This window comes from Psychroflexus salarius (assembly GCF_900129035.1).
GTDB lineage: Bacteria > Bacteroidota > Bacteroidia > Flavobacteriales > Flavobacteriaceae > Psychroflexus > Psychroflexus salarius.
The window spans coordinates 50087-66284 of record NZ_FQTW01000003.1; the positions used below are offsets into that span (position 1 = coordinate 50087).

At 35.0% G+C, this 16198-nt stretch carries 15 protein-coding genes; 7 read left to right on the plus strand and 8 right to left on the minus strand.

The window, feature by feature from the left end:
- Position 1: 1 nt before the first annotated feature.
- Complete coding sequence (trpS, locus tag BUB82_RS04895) at positions 2-970, minus strand: tryptophan--tRNA ligase (RefSeq protein WP_073192489.1); 969 nt, start codon at positions 968-970, stop codon at positions 2-4.
- A 76-nt stretch (positions 971-1046) separates the two neighbouring features.
- Between trpS and BUB82_RS04900 the strand changes: the two genes are divergently transcribed.
- Positions 1047-1784, plus strand: coding sequence for a lysophospholipid acyltransferase family protein (locus BUB82_RS04900; protein ID WP_073192490.1), 738 nt, complete (start codon positions 1047-1049; stop codon positions 1782-1784).
- A gap of 17 nt (positions 1785-1801) precedes the next feature.
- Here the strand turns inward: BUB82_RS04900 and BUB82_RS04905 are convergent, their stop codons facing one another.
- Positions 1802-2467: a hypothetical protein gene (locus tag BUB82_RS04905; protein ID WP_073192491.1), complete on the minus strand. Its 666-nt coding sequence runs from the start codon at positions 2465-2467 to the stop codon at positions 1802-1804.
- An 81-nt stretch (positions 2468-2548) separates the two neighbouring features.
- Between BUB82_RS04905 and BUB82_RS04910 the strand changes: the two genes are divergently transcribed.
- Positions 2549-3412 carry a GIN domain-containing protein gene (locus BUB82_RS04910; RefSeq protein ID WP_073192492.1) on the plus strand — a complete coding sequence of 288 codons (864 nt, stop codon included), beginning with the start codon at positions 2549-2551 and terminating at the stop codon, positions 3410-3412.
- Position 3413: 1 nt separating this feature from the next.
- On the opposite strand, the gene BUB82_RS04915 is transcribed toward BUB82_RS04910, so the two are convergent.
- The 3 genes from BUB82_RS04915 to pdeM form a co-directional block, all read right to left on the minus strand.
- The gene (locus BUB82_RS04915; protein ID WP_073192493.1) at positions 3414-4175 is read right to left on the minus strand and encodes a YebC/PmpR family DNA-binding transcriptional regulator; all 762 of its coding nucleotides are present in this window, start codon (positions 4173-4175) and stop codon (positions 3414-3416) included.
- Between the two features lie 53 nt (positions 4176-4228).
- Entirely contained in the window at positions 4229-5269 is a 1041-nt protein-coding gene (locus BUB82_RS04920) for a ferredoxin--NADP reductase (protein ID WP_073192494.1), read from the minus strand.
- A 61-nt stretch (positions 5270-5330) separates the two neighbouring features.
- Positions 5331-5963 (minus strand): ligase-associated DNA damage response endonuclease PdeM, encoded by a 633-nt coding sequence (gene pdeM, locus BUB82_RS04925; protein WP_073192495.1) that lies wholly within the window; start codon positions 5961-5963, stop codon positions 5331-5333.
- A 114-nt stretch (positions 5964-6077) separates the two neighbouring features.
- Between pdeM and BUB82_RS04930 the strand changes: the two genes are divergently transcribed.
- The 3 genes from BUB82_RS04930 to pncA are packed head-to-tail and all read left to right on the plus strand — an operon-like array spanning position 6078 to position 10517.
- Positions 6078-8468, plus strand: coding sequence for a tetratricopeptide repeat-containing sensor histidine kinase (locus tag BUB82_RS04930; protein ID WP_073192496.1), 2391 nt, complete (start codon positions 6078-6080; stop codon positions 8466-8468).
- A gap of 49 nt (positions 8469-8517) precedes the next feature.
- Positions 8518-9921 (plus strand): nicotinate phosphoribosyltransferase, encoded by a 1404-nt coding sequence (locus BUB82_RS04935; protein ID WP_073192497.1) that lies wholly within the window; start codon positions 8518-8520, stop codon positions 9919-9921.
- A gap of 2 nt (positions 9922-9923) precedes the next feature.
- Entirely contained in the window at positions 9924-10517 is a 594-nt protein-coding gene (pncA, locus tag BUB82_RS04940; RefSeq protein WP_073192498.1) for a bifunctional nicotinamidase/pyrazinamidase, read from the plus strand.
- 2 nt (positions 10518-10519) lie between these two features.
- On the opposite strand, the gene BUB82_RS04945 is transcribed toward pncA, so the two are convergent.
- From BUB82_RS04945 to BUB82_RS04955, 3 genes are all read right to left on the minus strand, one after another.
- Positions 10520-12952: a ligase-associated DNA damage response DEXH box helicase gene (locus tag BUB82_RS04945; RefSeq protein ID WP_073192499.1), complete on the minus strand. Its 2433-nt coding sequence runs from the start codon at positions 12950-12952 to the stop codon at positions 10520-10522.
- Positions 12953-13030: 78 nt separating this feature from the next.
- On the minus strand, positions 13031-13756 hold the full coding sequence (locus BUB82_RS04950; RefSeq protein WP_073192500.1) for a hypothetical protein: 726 nt from the start codon (positions 13754-13756) through the stop codon (positions 13031-13033).
- Positions 13757-13803: 47 nt separating this feature from the next.
- Positions 13804-14418, minus strand: a complete 615-nt coding sequence (locus tag BUB82_RS04955) for a DNA-3-methyladenine glycosylase (RefSeq protein WP_073192501.1) — start codon at positions 14416-14418, stop codon at positions 13804-13806.
- Between the two features lie 43 nt (positions 14419-14461).
- Here BUB82_RS04955 and BUB82_RS04960 point away from each other — a divergent pair, with 43 nt between their 5' ends.
- Both BUB82_RS04960 and BUB82_RS04965 read left to right on the plus strand, forming a co-directional pair.
- Positions 14462-14989, plus strand: a complete 528-nt coding sequence (locus BUB82_RS04960) for a CIA30 family protein (protein ID WP_073192715.1) — start codon at positions 14462-14464, stop codon at positions 14987-14989.
- Positions 14990-15040: 51 nt separating this feature from the next.
- On the plus strand, positions 15041-16186 hold the full coding sequence (locus BUB82_RS04965) for a cystathionine gamma-synthase (protein ID WP_073192502.1): 1146 nt from the start codon (positions 15041-15043) through the stop codon (positions 16184-16186).
- The last annotated feature ends 12 nt before the right edge of the window (positions 16187-16198 follow it).

The following is a 16198-nucleotide window of genomic DNA, read 5'->3' on the forward strand; positions in this document are numbered from 1 at the left end:
CTTAATAGCCTAATTTTGTTCTTACTCGGCTTAGTACATCATCAGCCACATGCGTTGCTTTTTGAGCGCCAATCTCAAGTTGATTGTCTAACTCAGCTTTGTCATTCATAAAATCAGTATAAGCTTGGCGTTGTTTTTGGTATTTGTCAACAATAAGTTCAAATAAAGCTTGTTTGGCATGACCATAACCAAAATTACCAGCAAGGTATTTCGCTCGTAAGCCTTCAGTTTCTTTGGGTTTTGCCAATAATTTATAAAGCGCAAAAACATTGCAAGTATCTGGGTTTTTTGGCTTTTCAAGCGGCGTACTATCGGTTTGAATACCCATAATTTGTTTACGTAATTTCTTATCGGTTTGAAACAAGTTAATGGTATTGCCTTTAGATTTACTCATTTTTTCGCCATCTGTCCCTGGAATATATTTGGTGTTTTCTGCAATTTGAGCTTTTGGTAACACAAAGGTTTCACCAAATTTAGCATGAAAACGCTCAGCAACATCTCGCGTCATTTCAATATGTTGCAGTTGGTCTTTTCCGACGGGAATTATTTCAGCATCATAAAGCAAAATATCGGCTGCCATTAGCATCGGATAAGTGAATAAGCCAGCGTTGACATCAGCGAGACGGTCGGCTTTATCTTTAAATGAATGTGCTAGCGTTAGCCTTTGATATGGAAACATACAGTTTAAATACCAGGTTAATTCTGTTACTTGCGGGACATCACTTTGCCTGTAAAAGGTACTTTTATTGACGTCTAAACCAAAAGCTAGCCATGTTGCGGCTGTGGCATAGGTGTTCTCTTTTAAAACTTTAGGGTCTTTTATTTGTGTGAGTGTGTGCAAGTTGGCGATAAACAAAAACGAATCGTTTTTAGGTTGATTGGCCATTTCTATAGCTGGTATTATAGCACCTAGTAAATTTCCTAAATGTGGCACACCAGTACTCTGAACGCCTGTTAATATTCTTGACATGTTTCTTGTTATGTTTGAAGCGTCAAAGATAATTAAAAGCTTTCAGTATCAATAGAGTTTACTAAATTTGGCAACTATGCGATTTATTAAGATTCCATTTATAATTGTTTGGCGACTGTGGTTTTATCTCTTAGTCATTGTACCTATTTTACTTTTATTTCCAGCGCTTTTAGCGACAACCACCAAAGAAAAGCATTATAAATATGCTTACCGAATTGCAAGGTTTTGGGCAAAGATTATTTTGTTTGGCATGGGCTTTATACCAAATGTAAAAGTCCAGCAAGCTTTAGAGCCAGGAAAAAGCTACATGCTTACGGCTAATCACACGAGCATGATTGATATCATGATGATGCTTTATGTAAGTAAATCGCCGTTTGTATTTATCGGGAAAAAAGAGTTAAGCAAATTGCCCGTATTTGGTTTTTTCTACAAACGAATGTGTATTTTGGTAGATCGTAAAAGTCCGCAAAGTCGGCGTGACGCTTTTGTTGAGGCTCAACGCCGTTTAAGTCGTGGTACAAGCATCTGTATTTTTCCTGAAGGTGGCGTTCCTGACGATGTATCGCTTAAGCTAGATGAGTTTAAAGATGGCGCGTTTCGACTTGCCATCGAACATCAAATTCCCATTGTACCAATTAGTTTTATTGATAATAAGAAAAACTTTCGTTACCAGTTTTTAACAGGATCGCCTGGTGTTTTAAGGGCTGTTATTCACCCGTTTATTTCAACTGAAGACTTAAGCTTAAATTTAGCGCATAAAAAACGGCTCAAGGCTGAAACCCGAGCCGCTATTGCTTCTTGTTTAGAATGGTAAATTTAGTTTTTCAAGCTTTAAAATGGAAGTATCACTTGAAATCTAAACATGTGCTGGTCTTCTTCAATTGTATTAATTAATTGAGTATAGTCTGAATCCCAAGAGTTTTGAGATAAATTGAAGTCGTAGCTTACTTGTAATCTTAACCAAGGTTCTAAGTCTTTGTTGTTAAACTGAAAACTCATCACTGGTCCTAAATACCAATTGTTTAAATCTATTTTGGTAAGTTCTCCTAAATTAGATGGGTTGGCTAAATCGGCTTCACTGTTAGTATTATACAATTCGTTTTCAATGAAGGTATAATTAATCTGGGCACCGAGATTAAACTTGTGTTGATTTATTTTAAATAGATTGTATTGATAACCTAAACCTATCATATTACGACTCAACTCATAATTATAACCGTTTTGATCATCTTCGGATTCTGAAGTTGCCCATTCTAAACTATACATACTTTTAGGTGTTTGAACGGTTAAACCAAATGAAAACTCAAAATCGGTCGTTCTAATTTCTGGAAATTCATCGTTTTGAAGTGCTGAAGAAAGATTAAAATCATCGGCAGATTGAAGCCCTAAACCAATATAATAATTAACATTAATTGGTTTTGTTTCTGTAGAATCACTTTGGCTAAAACTCAGGCCAAAACTTAACATAAAGCATAAAGTTAGTAGTGTTGTTTTCATGGTTTTTTATTTTTATGAATAAATATGGTTATATAAAGCTAAAATTTAAGAATTTTGTGTCTTTAATTTTAACTTCATGTTATGACTAACAAACCAATTATTGTGCCATTAATTTTATTAATGTTTGTTTTTTCAGGTTTCTTAAATCTAAATGCTCAATCTAAAATAGTAGGAAACCGCGAGGTTGAAGAACAACAACAAATTTTTGATGAGCCGATTGAAACCCTAATTGTAGGCTCTAATTTAGAGATAGAATTAATTAAATCGGCGCGTGCATCAGTCACTTTAGAAGCTGACGCTAACTTACACTCGGCTGTAGATATTAACTTATCTAATGGCGTTTTAAATTGTTCGGTCAATAAAATTGTCAAACGTTCTAAATCATTTAAATTAATTGTAAGGTATACCGAAGCTTTAAAAACAATTGTACTTAATGATGAAGCAGCTTTAACATCTAAAAAAGGTATTTCTACAACTCAACTTAACCTTACTTTAAACGATGATGCAAGCGTAGATACAGAAATTACATGTAATGAATTTACGCTCAACAACAACAATAATGAAGGTTTTAAGATAGCTACCAATTGCGAGCTTAAGATTGAAAGCCGAAAGACTATTTTGAACTTGAATAAGAAAAGTAATAACAAGATTGAATTAAATACGGATAACTTAACACTTGCTATTAAAGATAAAGCTGATTTAAGTTTAGTCGGTTTTGCTAAAAAAGCAAATGTTACAGCCACTAATTCTTCTAAAATTAAGGCTGAAGAATTTAAAATAATGAATTTAGACCTCTACACTTCTGAAGACGCTGAAGTAACTACTTTTGTAGAAAACCTTGTGAATATTTCTGCCATAGGAAACAGCGTCATTGAACTGTATGGCGAAGCTCGTATTCGTATAGATGCTTTAAAAAATGAAGCTAGCTTATTAAAACAAGATTAAGCTATTGGCCTTCGTTTAAAGCTTCAATTAATTCATCGGTGATTTCAAGCGTATGATAAACGTTTTGAACATCATCATCATCTTCAAATTTTTCGATAAGATTCATGATTTTGATGGCGTCTTCAACTGGTAATTCTGTGGTGTTGAGCGGAATTCTCTGTAGACCAGCATTTTTAGTTTCTATTGATAAGTCTTCAAGCTTCTGGTTCATTTTTCCGAAGTCATTAAAATCGGTATAAACTCTTAAAAAGTCGGTTTCATTTTCAAAGCTAGTTGCGCCACCATCGATTAATTCAAGCTCTAGTTCTTCAAGGTTTAGGGTGATATTTTCTTTAGCGATGGTAAACACACCTTTATGGTCAAATAAAAACTCTAATGAACCATTAGTCCCTAAACTTCCGCCATTTTTTGAAAAAATAGAACGTACTGAAGCCACTGTTCGGTTGGTATTATCTGTTGTGCATTCTACAAAAATAGCGATGCCATTTGGACCATAACCCTCGAAAGTAACGGTTTCGTAATTTTCGGCATCAGCGCCAGAGGCCTTTTTAATAGCACGTTGAATCGTGTCTTTTGGCATATTTACGCCTTTAGCATTGGCAATCGCATTACGAAGTGATGGGTTTGATTCTGGGTCTGCGCCGCCACCTTCTTTTACAGCAACCGAAATATCTTTTATTGCTCTTGTAAATTCTTTTGCACGCTTTTTATCTTGGGCGCCTTTTCTATGCTTAATATTAGCCCATTTACTATGTCCTGCCATAATTTTTGGTTTCTAAATTAAAGGTTATTAAGTCTAATGTTTAATCATTTTATTTAAACATCGTCATAATCTATGGTCAAATTTTCACTTAACGGAAGTCCTTGGCAAGTTAAGATTAATCCTTCAGCAGTATCTTCATCAGTAAGTATTTGGTTTTTAATCATTTCAGCTTTACCTTCAGTAATTTTTGCCACACAGCTACTGCAAATTCCACCTTGACATGAATATGGCGCATCGATATCTTGCGCTAATATTGCATCAAGAATTTTTTGATCTTTTGGCATGCTAAATTCAAATTCTTCATCATCTAAAATCACTTTAACTTGTGTTTGACCGTCATGATTTTGACTTACCTCAGCGTCTTCAGCTGAAAAGAAAAGTTCAAAATTGATATTTTCTTCAGGGATTTCTTGTTCTTTTAGTACTTTAATAGCATTGTTTATCATCGGTTCTGGTCCGCAAAGATAAACTTGATTAAAATTGAAGTTAGCATACTTATTTTTAATCACATAATTAATGGTTGGTGTTTCAATACGACCAAATTGTGCGTTATTTTCTTTGGTTTCGCTATAAACAGACTCAATAAAAAAACGCTCTGGATAACTTTGCTGAAAAGTTAATAACTCTTGTAGATATATACTTGACTTTGGCGATTTATTACCATAAACCAACACAAATTTTGAACGTGAGCTTTGTTTTAAAACAGATTTAATCATACTCATAATTGGCGTAATACCACTACCAGCTGCAAATGCGATAAACTGCTTATCTTCAATTTCTTCCGGCAAAGTAAAATTACCTTCTGGAACATGAACACCTAAACTGTCGCCTGGTTTTAATTGTGTATTAACGTAGTTTGAAAATACGCCTTGGTCTATAGCTTTAACAACAACCGACAAAGCTTCATCTGGTGAAGAGCTAATGGAATAAGAACGTCTTACATCTTCACCTTCAATTGAAGTTTGAAGCGTTAAATATTGGCCAGGTTGATAGCTAAATTCAGACCTTAAGTCTTCAGGGACTTTAAATATGAGTTCGACGGCCTTGTCTGTTTGGCGATTAATATGTTGAATTTGTAGTGTATGAAATTTCATAATTAAAATTTTAAACAAAAATACAATCTTAGCTTAAAATCGAGCTTAAATTAATAGTTCCTTATAAAATTTTAAGTACGTTTTGCTCGGCAATGGCATAAACATGCTCATTTTCTTGTGGTGAAATGATAAACTTACCGGTAAATGCCCCAAAAGCGGGTAAAATAAGTTGCTGAGGCTTGTGATAAAAACAGGCTAACTTTAGCGATTGTTTAGCGGAACCTTTAAGGTGAAAACCAGGGTGAATGTGGCCACAAATATTAAAATAGTCTTCAGTAACCTCAGGATGATGTGTGAGTTTGAAGTCTTGTAAGTAAACTTCGGTTGAAGTTTCTATGCCTAAATTTTCAATTTCTCGGCTTGAAATTACATCATGATTACCTATGACCAGTTGAAATTTTATAGAATGATGTCGCTTAATCCATTTTGTAAAACGTTGCCAATCTGTATTTTTGGTCGAATGAAATAAGTCGCCTAAAAAAATAAGTTGATCAGGTTGATATTGGTTAATCACGTGGTCTAACTCTATATAATTTTTTGCGCTCAAAATAGGTGGAATGGCACTGCCGTGTTTTCTAAAATGTTCAATTTTTCCCAAATGAACATCAGCTATAATTAAAGTGTTCATTTGTTTCATAAATATAGCGCCAGAATAATGCAGCTCAATATTGATGTCGTGAATTTTTAGTTTCAAACTATTATATTTTTTTGTAAGATTTAGGTAAAAGACTAGTAATTAAATCCTTAAATAACTGCTTAACTTTAATAAAAAGTAATAACTTTGAAAGTATAACCAACCAACATATGTATGAAAAAGTTTATAATTAGCCTGCTTTTTTGCATATCAATCAATTTTATGTTTGCCTTTAATCAGCATCCTAAAATTGACAGTTTAAAAACTGAACTCCAAAAAACCGCTTCTAAAAAGGCAAAAGTAGACCTTTTTAATGAAATTAGTTACGAGTACATTTATATCAAGTACGACAGCATTAAACCCAATGCAGAAAAAGCAATTTCAATTGCCAAACAAATTAAATATGAAATAGGTATTGCCGATGCCCAAAAAAACTTAGCGGTTTATTATTATTTTGATGGTAATAGACAAAAAAGTTTTAAGTCGATTAACCAAGCCATTTCAGTTTATAAATATAAAAAAGACACGGCAAAAATTGCTAAAGGCTATAATAACCTCGCCAATTTATATAAAAACTTTGGCCTTTTTAAAGAATCGCTCAAAGCTTATGATTCGGCGATTTATTTTAATACTAAAGTAAAGTCTAATCAAGGCCTTTTTAATAACCATTATAATATCGGTGGCATTTTTTTAAAGCAAGGCGATTTAGATGAAGCTTTAAAAAATTATAATGTCGCTAAAGAAATTAATCAAAACCTTAACGACAAAGGTTCTCGCGCCAGTGTTTATAGTGGCTTTGGTTTAGTTTATTTAGAAAAAGGTAAGTTTGATTCAGCAACAGTTTTCTTAGACAAAAGCTTAAAAATCTTTAAAGAAGTTGGGAGAACTAGAGATGCTATAGCCATGGCAAATAACCTAGGTGACATTGCGCGTAAAAAAGACAATTACTTAAGTTCTATAAGATATTTTGAAGAAGCTTTAGAATCTGCGCGAGCAATAAATAATCCAAGAATGGAAGCCGTTTTATTGCTCAACCTCGCTAATAATTATTTAGAACTCAATGATGATGAAAAAGCTTTAAAACTGTACCAAAAGTCTGCTAAGATAATAAAAGGGATTGACGACTTTACTTATGCAGCAGCACTTTCAAATATTGCTTTAGTTTTACAGGACAAAAATCCAAAAGAATCTCTACGATATTTTGACAAGTCTAATGCCGTTTATAAAAAGATGAATAGCAAGCCGAAGCTTGCAAATAATCTTAATAACAAAGGCAATAACCAATTTAAACTAGGTCATTATCAAGATTCTAAAAACACTTATTTAAAAGCAAAAAAACTTTTAACCAATTTAAATTTAGACTACCTCGAATCTTCTACATTTCTTGGCTTATCAAACGCTAGCTTAGCTTTAAATCAATTAGACTCTGCTCAAACTTATGCTGATAAAGCATTCAAACTTGCTAAGAAAACACAAGCCTTAAGCGAAAAAGCCGAAGCTGCACAATTACTCTATAAGCTCGCTAAACTTAACAAAAACTATAAAACATCTTTAGAGTACTTAGAACTGCATAGACAACTAAAAGACTCCCTTTTTAATCAAGATAAATCGCGTGAATTAGGCAAGCTTGAAGCAAAACTCGAATTTAAAAATTTAAAAGAACAACTTCAACTTGAACGCAATCAAGAAACGGTTGAAAGTGAACTCAAACTGAATTTAAGACGTAATTTCATAATCGGTTTAAGTATAATTTTAATCGGTACTATTATTATTATAATTTTACTACTAATCCTGAAAAAAAATCAAGCAAAAGCTAACCAACAACTTGAAAGTTACTCTAAAGAAATTGAGTTGCGTAATAACAAACTCCAAAAACTACATACCCAAAAAAACCGTTTAATCTCCATTATATCTCACGATTTCAGGCAACCTTTAACTAACCTTGATCAAATCTTAAGTTTTTATCTCACCAATAAAATTTCAAAAGAAGAGTTTGACCAATGGTTACCTGAAATAAAGCACAAGCTTGATTCAACCCAAAACTTAATCAGCAACCTATTAAAATGGGCCAAACAATCTATAAACGAATTCCAACTAAATAAAACCACAATCGGTTTACACGACTTGACAAATTCTATTATCAATGACTTTAAGGATATTATTGAATCAAAAAAACTTAAGGTTATAAACCAAGTTTCCACAAACCAAAATATCTATATCGACAAAAATACACTTGAACTTTGTTTAAGAAACTTAATCTCAAACGCCATCAAGTTTTGTGAAAAAGAAGATAAAATTATTATTACGGCTTCCAAAAGCGTAACTCACACGCGTGTTTGTATAGAAGACACAGGTATCGGAATGAGTAAACAAACAGCTGAAAAGCTATTTGATAGCGATGATATTATTTCTGCTATTGGTACAAGCCAAGAAAAAGGTAGCGGCATTGGTGCCGTGCTTTGTAAAAGTTTTATTGAAGAAAATGATGGTAATATTTGGGTTGAATATTCTGAACCAAATCAAGGCACAAAAATTTGTTTTGAAGTTCCCGTTAAAACTAGCTAAAGCCTTCGTTCCAGCTGAAGTTTTCTCGTATTTTTGATATAAAAACGCTATGCTTCAAATTTCAGGCACTTATACCGACTTGTACCAACTGACTATGGCACAAGTTCACTACCTCAACCATAATAACCAAACTGCCGTATTTGACTACTTTTTCAGGAAATTACCCTTCAAAAACGGGTATGTGATTTTTAGTGGTTTAGAGTCATTGCTTGAAGCCTTAGAGCAGTTTCAGTTTACGACGCAAGATCTAGACTATCTTCAGCAACAAGGTTTTGACTCTAGCTTTATTAACTACCTTAAAGATTTTAAATTTAAAGGTGCTATTTACAGTGTACAAGAAGGCGAACTTGTATTTCCTACACAACCTGTACTTCAAGTTAAAGCCAGTTTAATCGAAGCACAACTCATAGAAACTATACTTCTCAACTATCTTAACTTTCAAACCCTTATTGCTACTAAGGCTAGCCGCATACGTCAAGTTGCGCCACAATCTACTTTAATCGATTTTGGGATGCGTCGAGCGCAAGCCATGGGTGCTTATTTTGCCTCGCGCGCTGCTTTTATAGGCGGATTTGATACCACAAGTAATGTTAAAGCAGCAGCCGATTTCAAGATTCCAGTAACCGGTACCATGGCGCATGCATTTGTACAAAGTTACGATTCAGAGTTAGAAGCATTTCAGTCCTATGCGCAAGCTCACCCCCAAAACTGTATCCTACTAATAGATACGTATAATTGCCTTAAAAGCGGTTTGCCAAATGCCATTAAGGTAGCTAAAAGCTTACAACAACAAGGCGAACAGCTTAAAGGTATTCGAATTGATAGTGGCGATTTGGCCTATCTCTCGCAACAATGTCGCCAACAGCTAGATGCTGAAGGCTTAACCGAAGTTAAAATAGCGGTCTCAAATCAACTGGACGAATATGTCATTAAGAGTTTACAAGAACAAAATGCCCCGATTGATGTGTATGGTGTTGGGACTAATTTAGTTATTGGTCATCCCGACGCTGCCTTAGATGGTGTTTACAAACTGGCTTACGCTAACCAAAAACCACGCCTTAAATTATCTGAAAACATAGCTAAGTCTACTTTGCCGCATCAAAAACAAGTGTATCGATTACGTGACCAAAATCAACAACTCATTGGTGCTAATATTATCGCTAAAGCGGAAGAACAACCAGATTTTAATCAAATGCACCATCCGTTTGATTTAACTAAAACCATGCCTTTAGACCAACTGAAGTTTGAAGCTCTACTACAACCTGTGATGCTCAACGGAAAACGGCAACAAGCGCCAACACCTTTAGTTGATATCAAGCGGTTTGCTGAACAACAATTAGCTGAACTACCGGCCGAATATAAGCGATTTACTAATCCGCACCTCTACAAAGTAGGCTTATCTACCGCATTGCTTGAAGCAAGAGAAAAATTACGAACGACTTATAAATCTTGATGATGAAAACACTACTAATCGTAGACCCACAAATCGACTTTATGCCAGGTGGCCAATTGGCCATTCCTGAGGGTAACGAAATTATACAGCCTATCAATGCCATTATTTATAATTACGATTTAGTGGTAGCCACGCAAGATTGGCATCCCGAACACCACATTAGTTTTGCAGAAAATCATACACAAAAACAGGCCTTTGAAAGCATTCAGTTACCTAACGGCGCATCACAAAATTTATGGCCAAGCCATTGCGTTCAAGGTGAAATAGGTGCAGAGTTTCATCCGGAATTAAACACCAAACCCATCGAAGCTATTTTTAGGAAAGGGCTCAACCCACAAATAGATAGTTATAGTGGTTTTTTTGATAACTTGAAGCAAAAAGACACAGGTCTATCAGGTTACTTAAAGGCAAAAGGCGTTATTGAATTTGATATTTGTGGCTTGGCAGGTGACATTTGTGTATATTTTACCATTAAAGACGCTTTAGAGTTTGGCTTTAAAGTTAACTTAATCGAAGCTGCCACTAAAGCTTTGAATCTGACCACCTATAATCAACAAAAAACTGAATTACATAGCTTAGGGGTTAAGTATCAATAATTCTATTTCCTCAACTTCTTCAACATGGCTTGAATGCGGTCTTCTAACTTTTCAGACGATAGTTTTTCCCGTAGCCGATCTGTTATAATAGGAAATGAAAAAGGCGTAGGTTGTTGACATTGCTTCACCAAAATTTCTTGAGTACTAATCTGTTCTAAGGCTTGCTGCAAACGGCCTTGCTCTAATGAAAACTCAAAGGTTTCGGTCATGGCTTGTTTAAATAAAGGATTATCGGGTTCAAAATCTTTAAATACATCAAAAATAAGCTGCGAGCTGGATTGTAAATGCTTGCTCTTTAGTTGTTTGTTTGGATAGCCTGTAAACACAAGTCCGGCAATAACGGCAATATCTCTAAACTTTCGGCGGGCCATTTCCGTGGCATTTAAACTTTTCTGTAAATCGTCCAGTACATAGGTTGGAGAAAATAAATTATTGTCTAATACGTCTTGCAAATCTACGGGCTTATTGGAGAGCAATTCAAAGCCATAATCGTTAAACGCTAACGAAAAGCTTATGGGTTGCAATAAGCTAATGCGATAGGCTAATAAACTGCCCATGGCTTCATGAACAAAACGGCCTTCAAAAGGATAAAATAAATGATGATAGCCTTCCCGGGTTTTGAAGACTTCAACTAAAAACTGATGTTGTTTGGGAACCGAAGATACTTCAGCTTGGGTTTGTAAAACCGGTGCTAAAGCTTTTATTTCTTTAGCAGTTGAAGTTTGATAGTTATACAATTCGGCTTTTAAGAGTTCACTCATTTGGGACGATAAACTTAAACGGCCGCCCATCCAACTCGGAATTTTTGAAGTTTTTTTGGTTGATTTCCGCACTAAGACTTGCATTTGCTTAATCCGAACCAATTCTAAATTTCGGCCTGCAAATGTAAATACATCACCAGGTTGAAGTTTAGAAATAAACCACTCTTCTATAGTCCCAATAAAGCCACCTTTAAGGTATTTTACACTTAAGACTTGGTCACTTACAATAGTACCTATTTGTAAGCGATGCCGCATAGCAATACCGCGATTATTGACTTTAAATTTGCCATCCTCTTCAATTTCTACCTTGTGATATTCATCATAATTTTCAAGTGATTGTCCGCCTTTGGTAATAAAATTCAAGGCCCAGCGCCAATTATCATCTGTCATGGCTTGAAAGCAAAAAGTCGATTTAATTTCAGGATAAATATCCTTCGGATAAAAGCCATCAGATACAGCTAAAGTGGTTAAATACTGCACGAGGACATCAAAACTGTTAAGGTAGGGCATGCGGTCCTCGACATAATTTTGCTTAACTGCTTTTTGTAAGGCTGCGGCTTCTATGAGCTCAATGGCATGTGTTGGTAAAAAGTAAATACGACTGGTTTTTCCAGGTTGGTGACCACTTCGACCGGCACGTTGAACAAATCGAGCAACCCCTTTAGGGCCGCCAATTTGAATAATTGTTTCAACGGGAGCAAAATCGACTCCTAAATCTAGACTTGAAGTGCAAACAACGGCTTTTAAACTTTCGTTTCTGATGGCTTGCTCTACCCATAATCTCGTGTCTTTATTTATGCTACCATGGTGCATGGCAAATTCACCTGCAAATTCTGGATATTTTTCTAAAATCTTTTGAAACCAAATTTCGCATTGTGAACGTGTGTTTGTAAACAGCAAGGTGGTTTTAGATTGTTTGATAATCTTAACCACATCATCTATTAAATGAAGTCCGATATGCCCACGCCACGGGAAGCGTTCCATTTCCTTTGGAATTAAACTTTTAACTTCAATTGTTTTGTTGAGTTGTGCTTTAATTAAAACAGACGCATTTTGGGTTGAAGGATTTAAACCTAATAGCACGTCTCGCGCTTGCTCTAAGTTGCCAATAGTAGCTGAAATACCCCAAATTTTGAGTGCTTGTTGTTGTACAGCTTTAAGTCGCGATAATGCTAATTCCATTTGGACACCACGTTTAGTACCTAAGAGTTCATGCCATTCATCAACGACTATAGCACGGCAGTTTTTAAAAGTTTTAGGGTAATTTTTAGAAGCTAAAAGTAATTGAAGACTTTCAGGCGTTGTGATTAAAAGATGAGGCATTTGTCGTTTTTGGCGTTGCCGCTCTTTCTGGCTGGTATCACCTGTTCGTATACCAACGCTAAGGTTTAAGTCTAAGTCAGCTATTAAACGTTCGGCCGATTGCTGTATTTCTTGTGATAAGGCGCGTAAGGGTGTAATCCAAACCGCTTGTAAGCCTTTAGGCGAATTAGAATTTTGAATAATTTCTTGAATAATTGGTACCCAAAGTGCATAGGTTTTACCACTGCCTGTTGGGGCATTTAATAAACCGTGTTTACCTTCAGCAAAAGCTTGCCAAGTGTCGGTTTGAAATTGAAATGGCTTCCAAGATTGCTGTGCAAACCAATTTTCAAAAAGCTTAAAATCGCTCATGATTCAAAAGTATAGCAGTTTGAAATAATTAGCGACTATATTTCTTGATTTAAGATTAGTTTAGCGTTAAAGCATCGGTTACTTATCGATTACTTTTAATTTTTTATAGATAGAATTCTCATTATACCCACGACTAATTTCAGAAGTATCTTTACCAACAATTCTGAATCCTAGCCTCATAAAACCCTTAATATCATGGTCTAACTCATTAAGCAAAATGCGCGCATGATTATAGGGTACAAGCGGCAAAGTGCTACTATCTTTTTTAACAATATAATGGCTTCTAGGTTTGTACCTAAATTTCTTCTTTTTTTTAGGTACGACTCCGAAATAATGATGAGCTTCATTATTAATAATCGTATCTTTAAATCGTATAATTTTGTAGTGTTTTAAATAATACCTTTTTTTCTTCTTATTTCCTTGAATACGATAAAAATAGCCTTTTTTAAGATTAGAAGTAACCGTTTTGAGTTGAAGAAAGTCTTTTTTTAATAAACGAAGAAATCCGTACTTACGATGATTAACATGCAATGCATGAATGCTGTCCTTATTTTGCCCTACAATAATTAAATGCTGCTCTAAATCTGAAGGATCGTAAAAATAAGTTCTACTTCGTTGAACAAGTTCTCCATAATCATCAGGATCATAAAAATAAGTTCTATTGGTTTGATGGTGCCTTTCAAAACTTGTATAATAGGTTCGCTCAATAGTGATCGATTTCGTATAGCTTGAAGCTGATTGCTGGCATAAGCAAAGCTGAGTAATTAATAAAAAAATGGATAAAGCTAGGTTTTTTAAAGGCATGTATTTAGATTCTATAGTAGTTAGTTTTATAGCGTAATATTAATAAATTAAGAGAGACTTTTCTTAGATACAAACTTATTTTCTTTAAGATAAAACCGCCAAGGCAGTAAGGCGTCTTCTTCGGCATAATCAATCCCAATACGTGTTGTTTTTACTATATCTTTTTCAGTGATTGAAGTACCTTGACTCAACCAAATTTGATGTTCTGTGACTGTCAAACCATTATGTTGTTTTGTAATCCCAAAAGCTTTTGAAAAATTGCCAGGTCCAGCGGTTAATTGTGGCGTAAGTTTTAATTTATTTCGGCGCTCTAACATATGTTCAACGCCTTCAGTTGGTTCGGCAGCTCTAATTAAAATGGCATCGGCATTTCCAGCTGTATTGGTAACAATATTAAATAAGTGATGAATCCCATAACAAAGGTAAACATAAGCGATACCACCTATTTCGTACATGACTTTTGTTCGCTCTGTAAATCGGCCTAAATGGGCATGACAAGCTTTATCGTTTTTACCTGCATAGGCTTCAGTTTCTGTGATGATACCAGAACAATAATTTCCATTTATTTCTGTGTGAATGTAACAACCCAATAGCTGTTTGGCTAAGCTTACAACATCACTATTCAAAAAGTAAGATTGTGTTAATTTATAGCGGTTTGGCATCTTCAGCTAAGTTTAAATTATAAATTTATAAAAAATGAATGCTATGAAATTGTTCTTTTTACTTTTAATTCCAAGCCTTATGCAAGCTCAAAACTACGACTTTTCGACACCAAAATACCAAAATTCAAAGTATTGGCAAATTGTAAATGATGCTGTCATGGGTGGCGTTTCTACAAGCAACTACACATTTAAAAACGATGCTTTACTATTTAGCGGCCAAGTGAGTTTAGAAAACAATGGTGGCTTTTGCATGCTTCAATTTATGCCCGAACAAATTTCAACCCAAGATTTCGAACGCGTTATTATTGAAGTGAAAGCGGCACCAAAGACCTATCAACTTAGGTTGAAGTCTTCTCAAAGTGATTATTATAACTATTATCAAAATTTTGAAACAAATGGCGAATGGCAACGTTTTAGTTTCAACTTGTCCGATTTTAAGCCTCAGTTTAGAGGTCGCCAACTAGATTTACCAAACTTTGATGCTTCAAGCATTCAAGAAATTTCTATTTTAATAGGTAATAAAAAACCAGAAAAATTTCAATTAGAGCTGAAAGAAATTTCATTTCAATAGGTATGTTTGAAATTCATTCTGGCTTAAAGAACTTTATTAAAAACTGATTTTATGAAATTTAACTCCAAAGCGATTCATGGCGGTCAGGAAGATATTGATCCTGCGTATGGCGCTGTAATGCCTCCAATTTACCAAACCTCAACCTATGCACAAGCCTCGCCAGGTCAACATAAAGGTTTTGAGTATTCAAGAAGTGCCAACCCAACACGAACTGCGCTTGAAAAAGCTTTAGCTTCAATTGAAAACGGAACGCATGGCCTAGTTTTTAGCTCTGGACTTGCAGCTATAGATGCGATAATGAAGCTTTTAAAACCTGAAGATGAAGTCATTTCAACAAATGATTTATACGGTGGAACTTACCGTTTGTTTAATTCGATTTTCAAGGATTTTGGTATCAAATTTCATTTTGTTGGGATGAGCAATCCCGAAACTCTGGCCACTTATATTAACAAAAACACACAAATGATTTGGGTTGAAACACCGACCAACCCAATGATGAATATTATTGATATTAAAGCCATAGCTGAAATTACGCAAAAGCATCATATCAATTTAGTGGTTGACAATACCTTTGCAACAGCTTACCTTCAACAACCTCTAAATTTAGGTGCAGATATTGTTATGCACAGTGCAACGAAATATCTTGGCGGGCATTCAGACCTTGTTATGGGTTCACTTGTTACCAAAGATAAACAACTCGCTGAAAAACTCCACTTTATTCAAAATGCAAGTGGTGCCATTGCTGGACCTATGGATAGCTTTTTAGCGCTTAGAGGCATTAAAACCTTGCATTTACGTATGCAACGCCATTCTGAAAATGCAAAAGCGATCGCTGGGTTTTTAGTACAACATCCTAGTGTAAATCAGGTTTATTGGCCTGGCTTAACATCGCATCCGAATCATGACATTGCGAAACGCCAAATGAAAGATTTTGGTGGTATGGTTTCGTTTTCTCTTAAAGGTGATAATCTTAACGATGCCATTAAATTTTTAGAACGGTTGAAGGTTTTTACTTTAGCTGAATCTCTTGGTGGCGTAGAGTCTTTAGCTGGACATCCGGCAAGCATGACGCATGCTTCTATACCAAAACCAGAGCGCGAAAAATTAGGTATTGTAGATTCGTTAATTAGGTTAAGTGTTGGGATTGAAGATGATACAGATTTAGTAGCCGATTTAGACCATGCTTTAAATTTTTAGAAAAAAGCGGAG

What these genes read in the sequence shown, in the direction of transcription:
- BUB82_RS04930 (WP_073192496.1), top strand. Translation starts at nt 6,078, where the DNA reads ATGAAAAAGTTTATAATTAGCCTGCTTTTTTGCATATCAATCAATTTT.
- BUB82_RS04955 (WP_073192501.1), bottom strand. Translation starts at nt 14,418, where the DNA reads ATGCCAAACCGCTATAAATTAACACAATCTTACTTTTTGAATAGTGAT.
- BUB82_RS04915 (WP_073192493.1), bottom strand. Translation starts at nt 4,175, where the DNA reads ATGGCAGGACATAGTAAATGGGCTAATATTAAGCATAGAAAAGGCGCC.
- BUB82_RS04910 (WP_073192492.1), top strand. Translation starts at nt 2,549, where the DNA reads ATGACTAACAAACCAATTATTGTGCCATTAATTTTATTAATGTTTGTT.
- BUB82_RS04945 (WP_073192499.1), bottom strand. Translation starts at nt 12,952, where the DNA reads ATGAGCGATTTTAAGCTTTTTGAAAATTGGTTTGCACAGCAATCTTGG.
- BUB82_RS04950 (WP_073192500.1), bottom strand. Translation starts at nt 13,756, where the DNA reads ATGCCTTTAAAAAACCTAGCTTTATCCATTTTTTTATTAATTACTCAG.
- trpS (WP_073192489.1), bottom strand. Translation starts at nt 970, where the DNA reads ATGTCAAGAATATTAACAGGCGTTCAGAGTACTGGTGTGCCACATTTA.
- BUB82_RS04960 (WP_073192715.1), top strand. Translation starts at nt 14,462, where the DNA reads ATGAAATTGTTCTTTTTACTTTTAATTCCAAGCCTTATGCAAGCTCAA.
- BUB82_RS04920 (WP_073192494.1), bottom strand. Translation starts at nt 5,269, where the DNA reads ATGAAATTTCATACACTACAAATTCAACATATTAATCGCCAAACAGAC.
- BUB82_RS04935 (WP_073192497.1), top strand. Translation starts at nt 8,518, where the DNA reads ATGCTTCAAATTTCAGGCACTTATACCGACTTGTACCAACTGACTATG.
- BUB82_RS04900 (WP_073192490.1), top strand. Translation starts at nt 1,047, where the DNA reads ATGCGATTTATTAAGATTCCATTTATAATTGTTTGGCGACTGTGGTTT.
- pncA (WP_073192498.1), top strand. Translation starts at nt 9,924, where the DNA reads ATGAAAACACTACTAATCGTAGACCCACAAATCGACTTTATGCCAGGT.
- BUB82_RS04905 (WP_073192491.1), bottom strand. Translation starts at nt 2,467, where the DNA reads ATGAAAACAACACTACTAACTTTATGCTTTATGTTAAGTTTTGGCCTG.
- BUB82_RS04965 (WP_073192502.1), top strand. Translation starts at nt 15,041, where the DNA reads ATGAAATTTAACTCCAAAGCGATTCATGGCGGTCAGGAAGATATTGAT.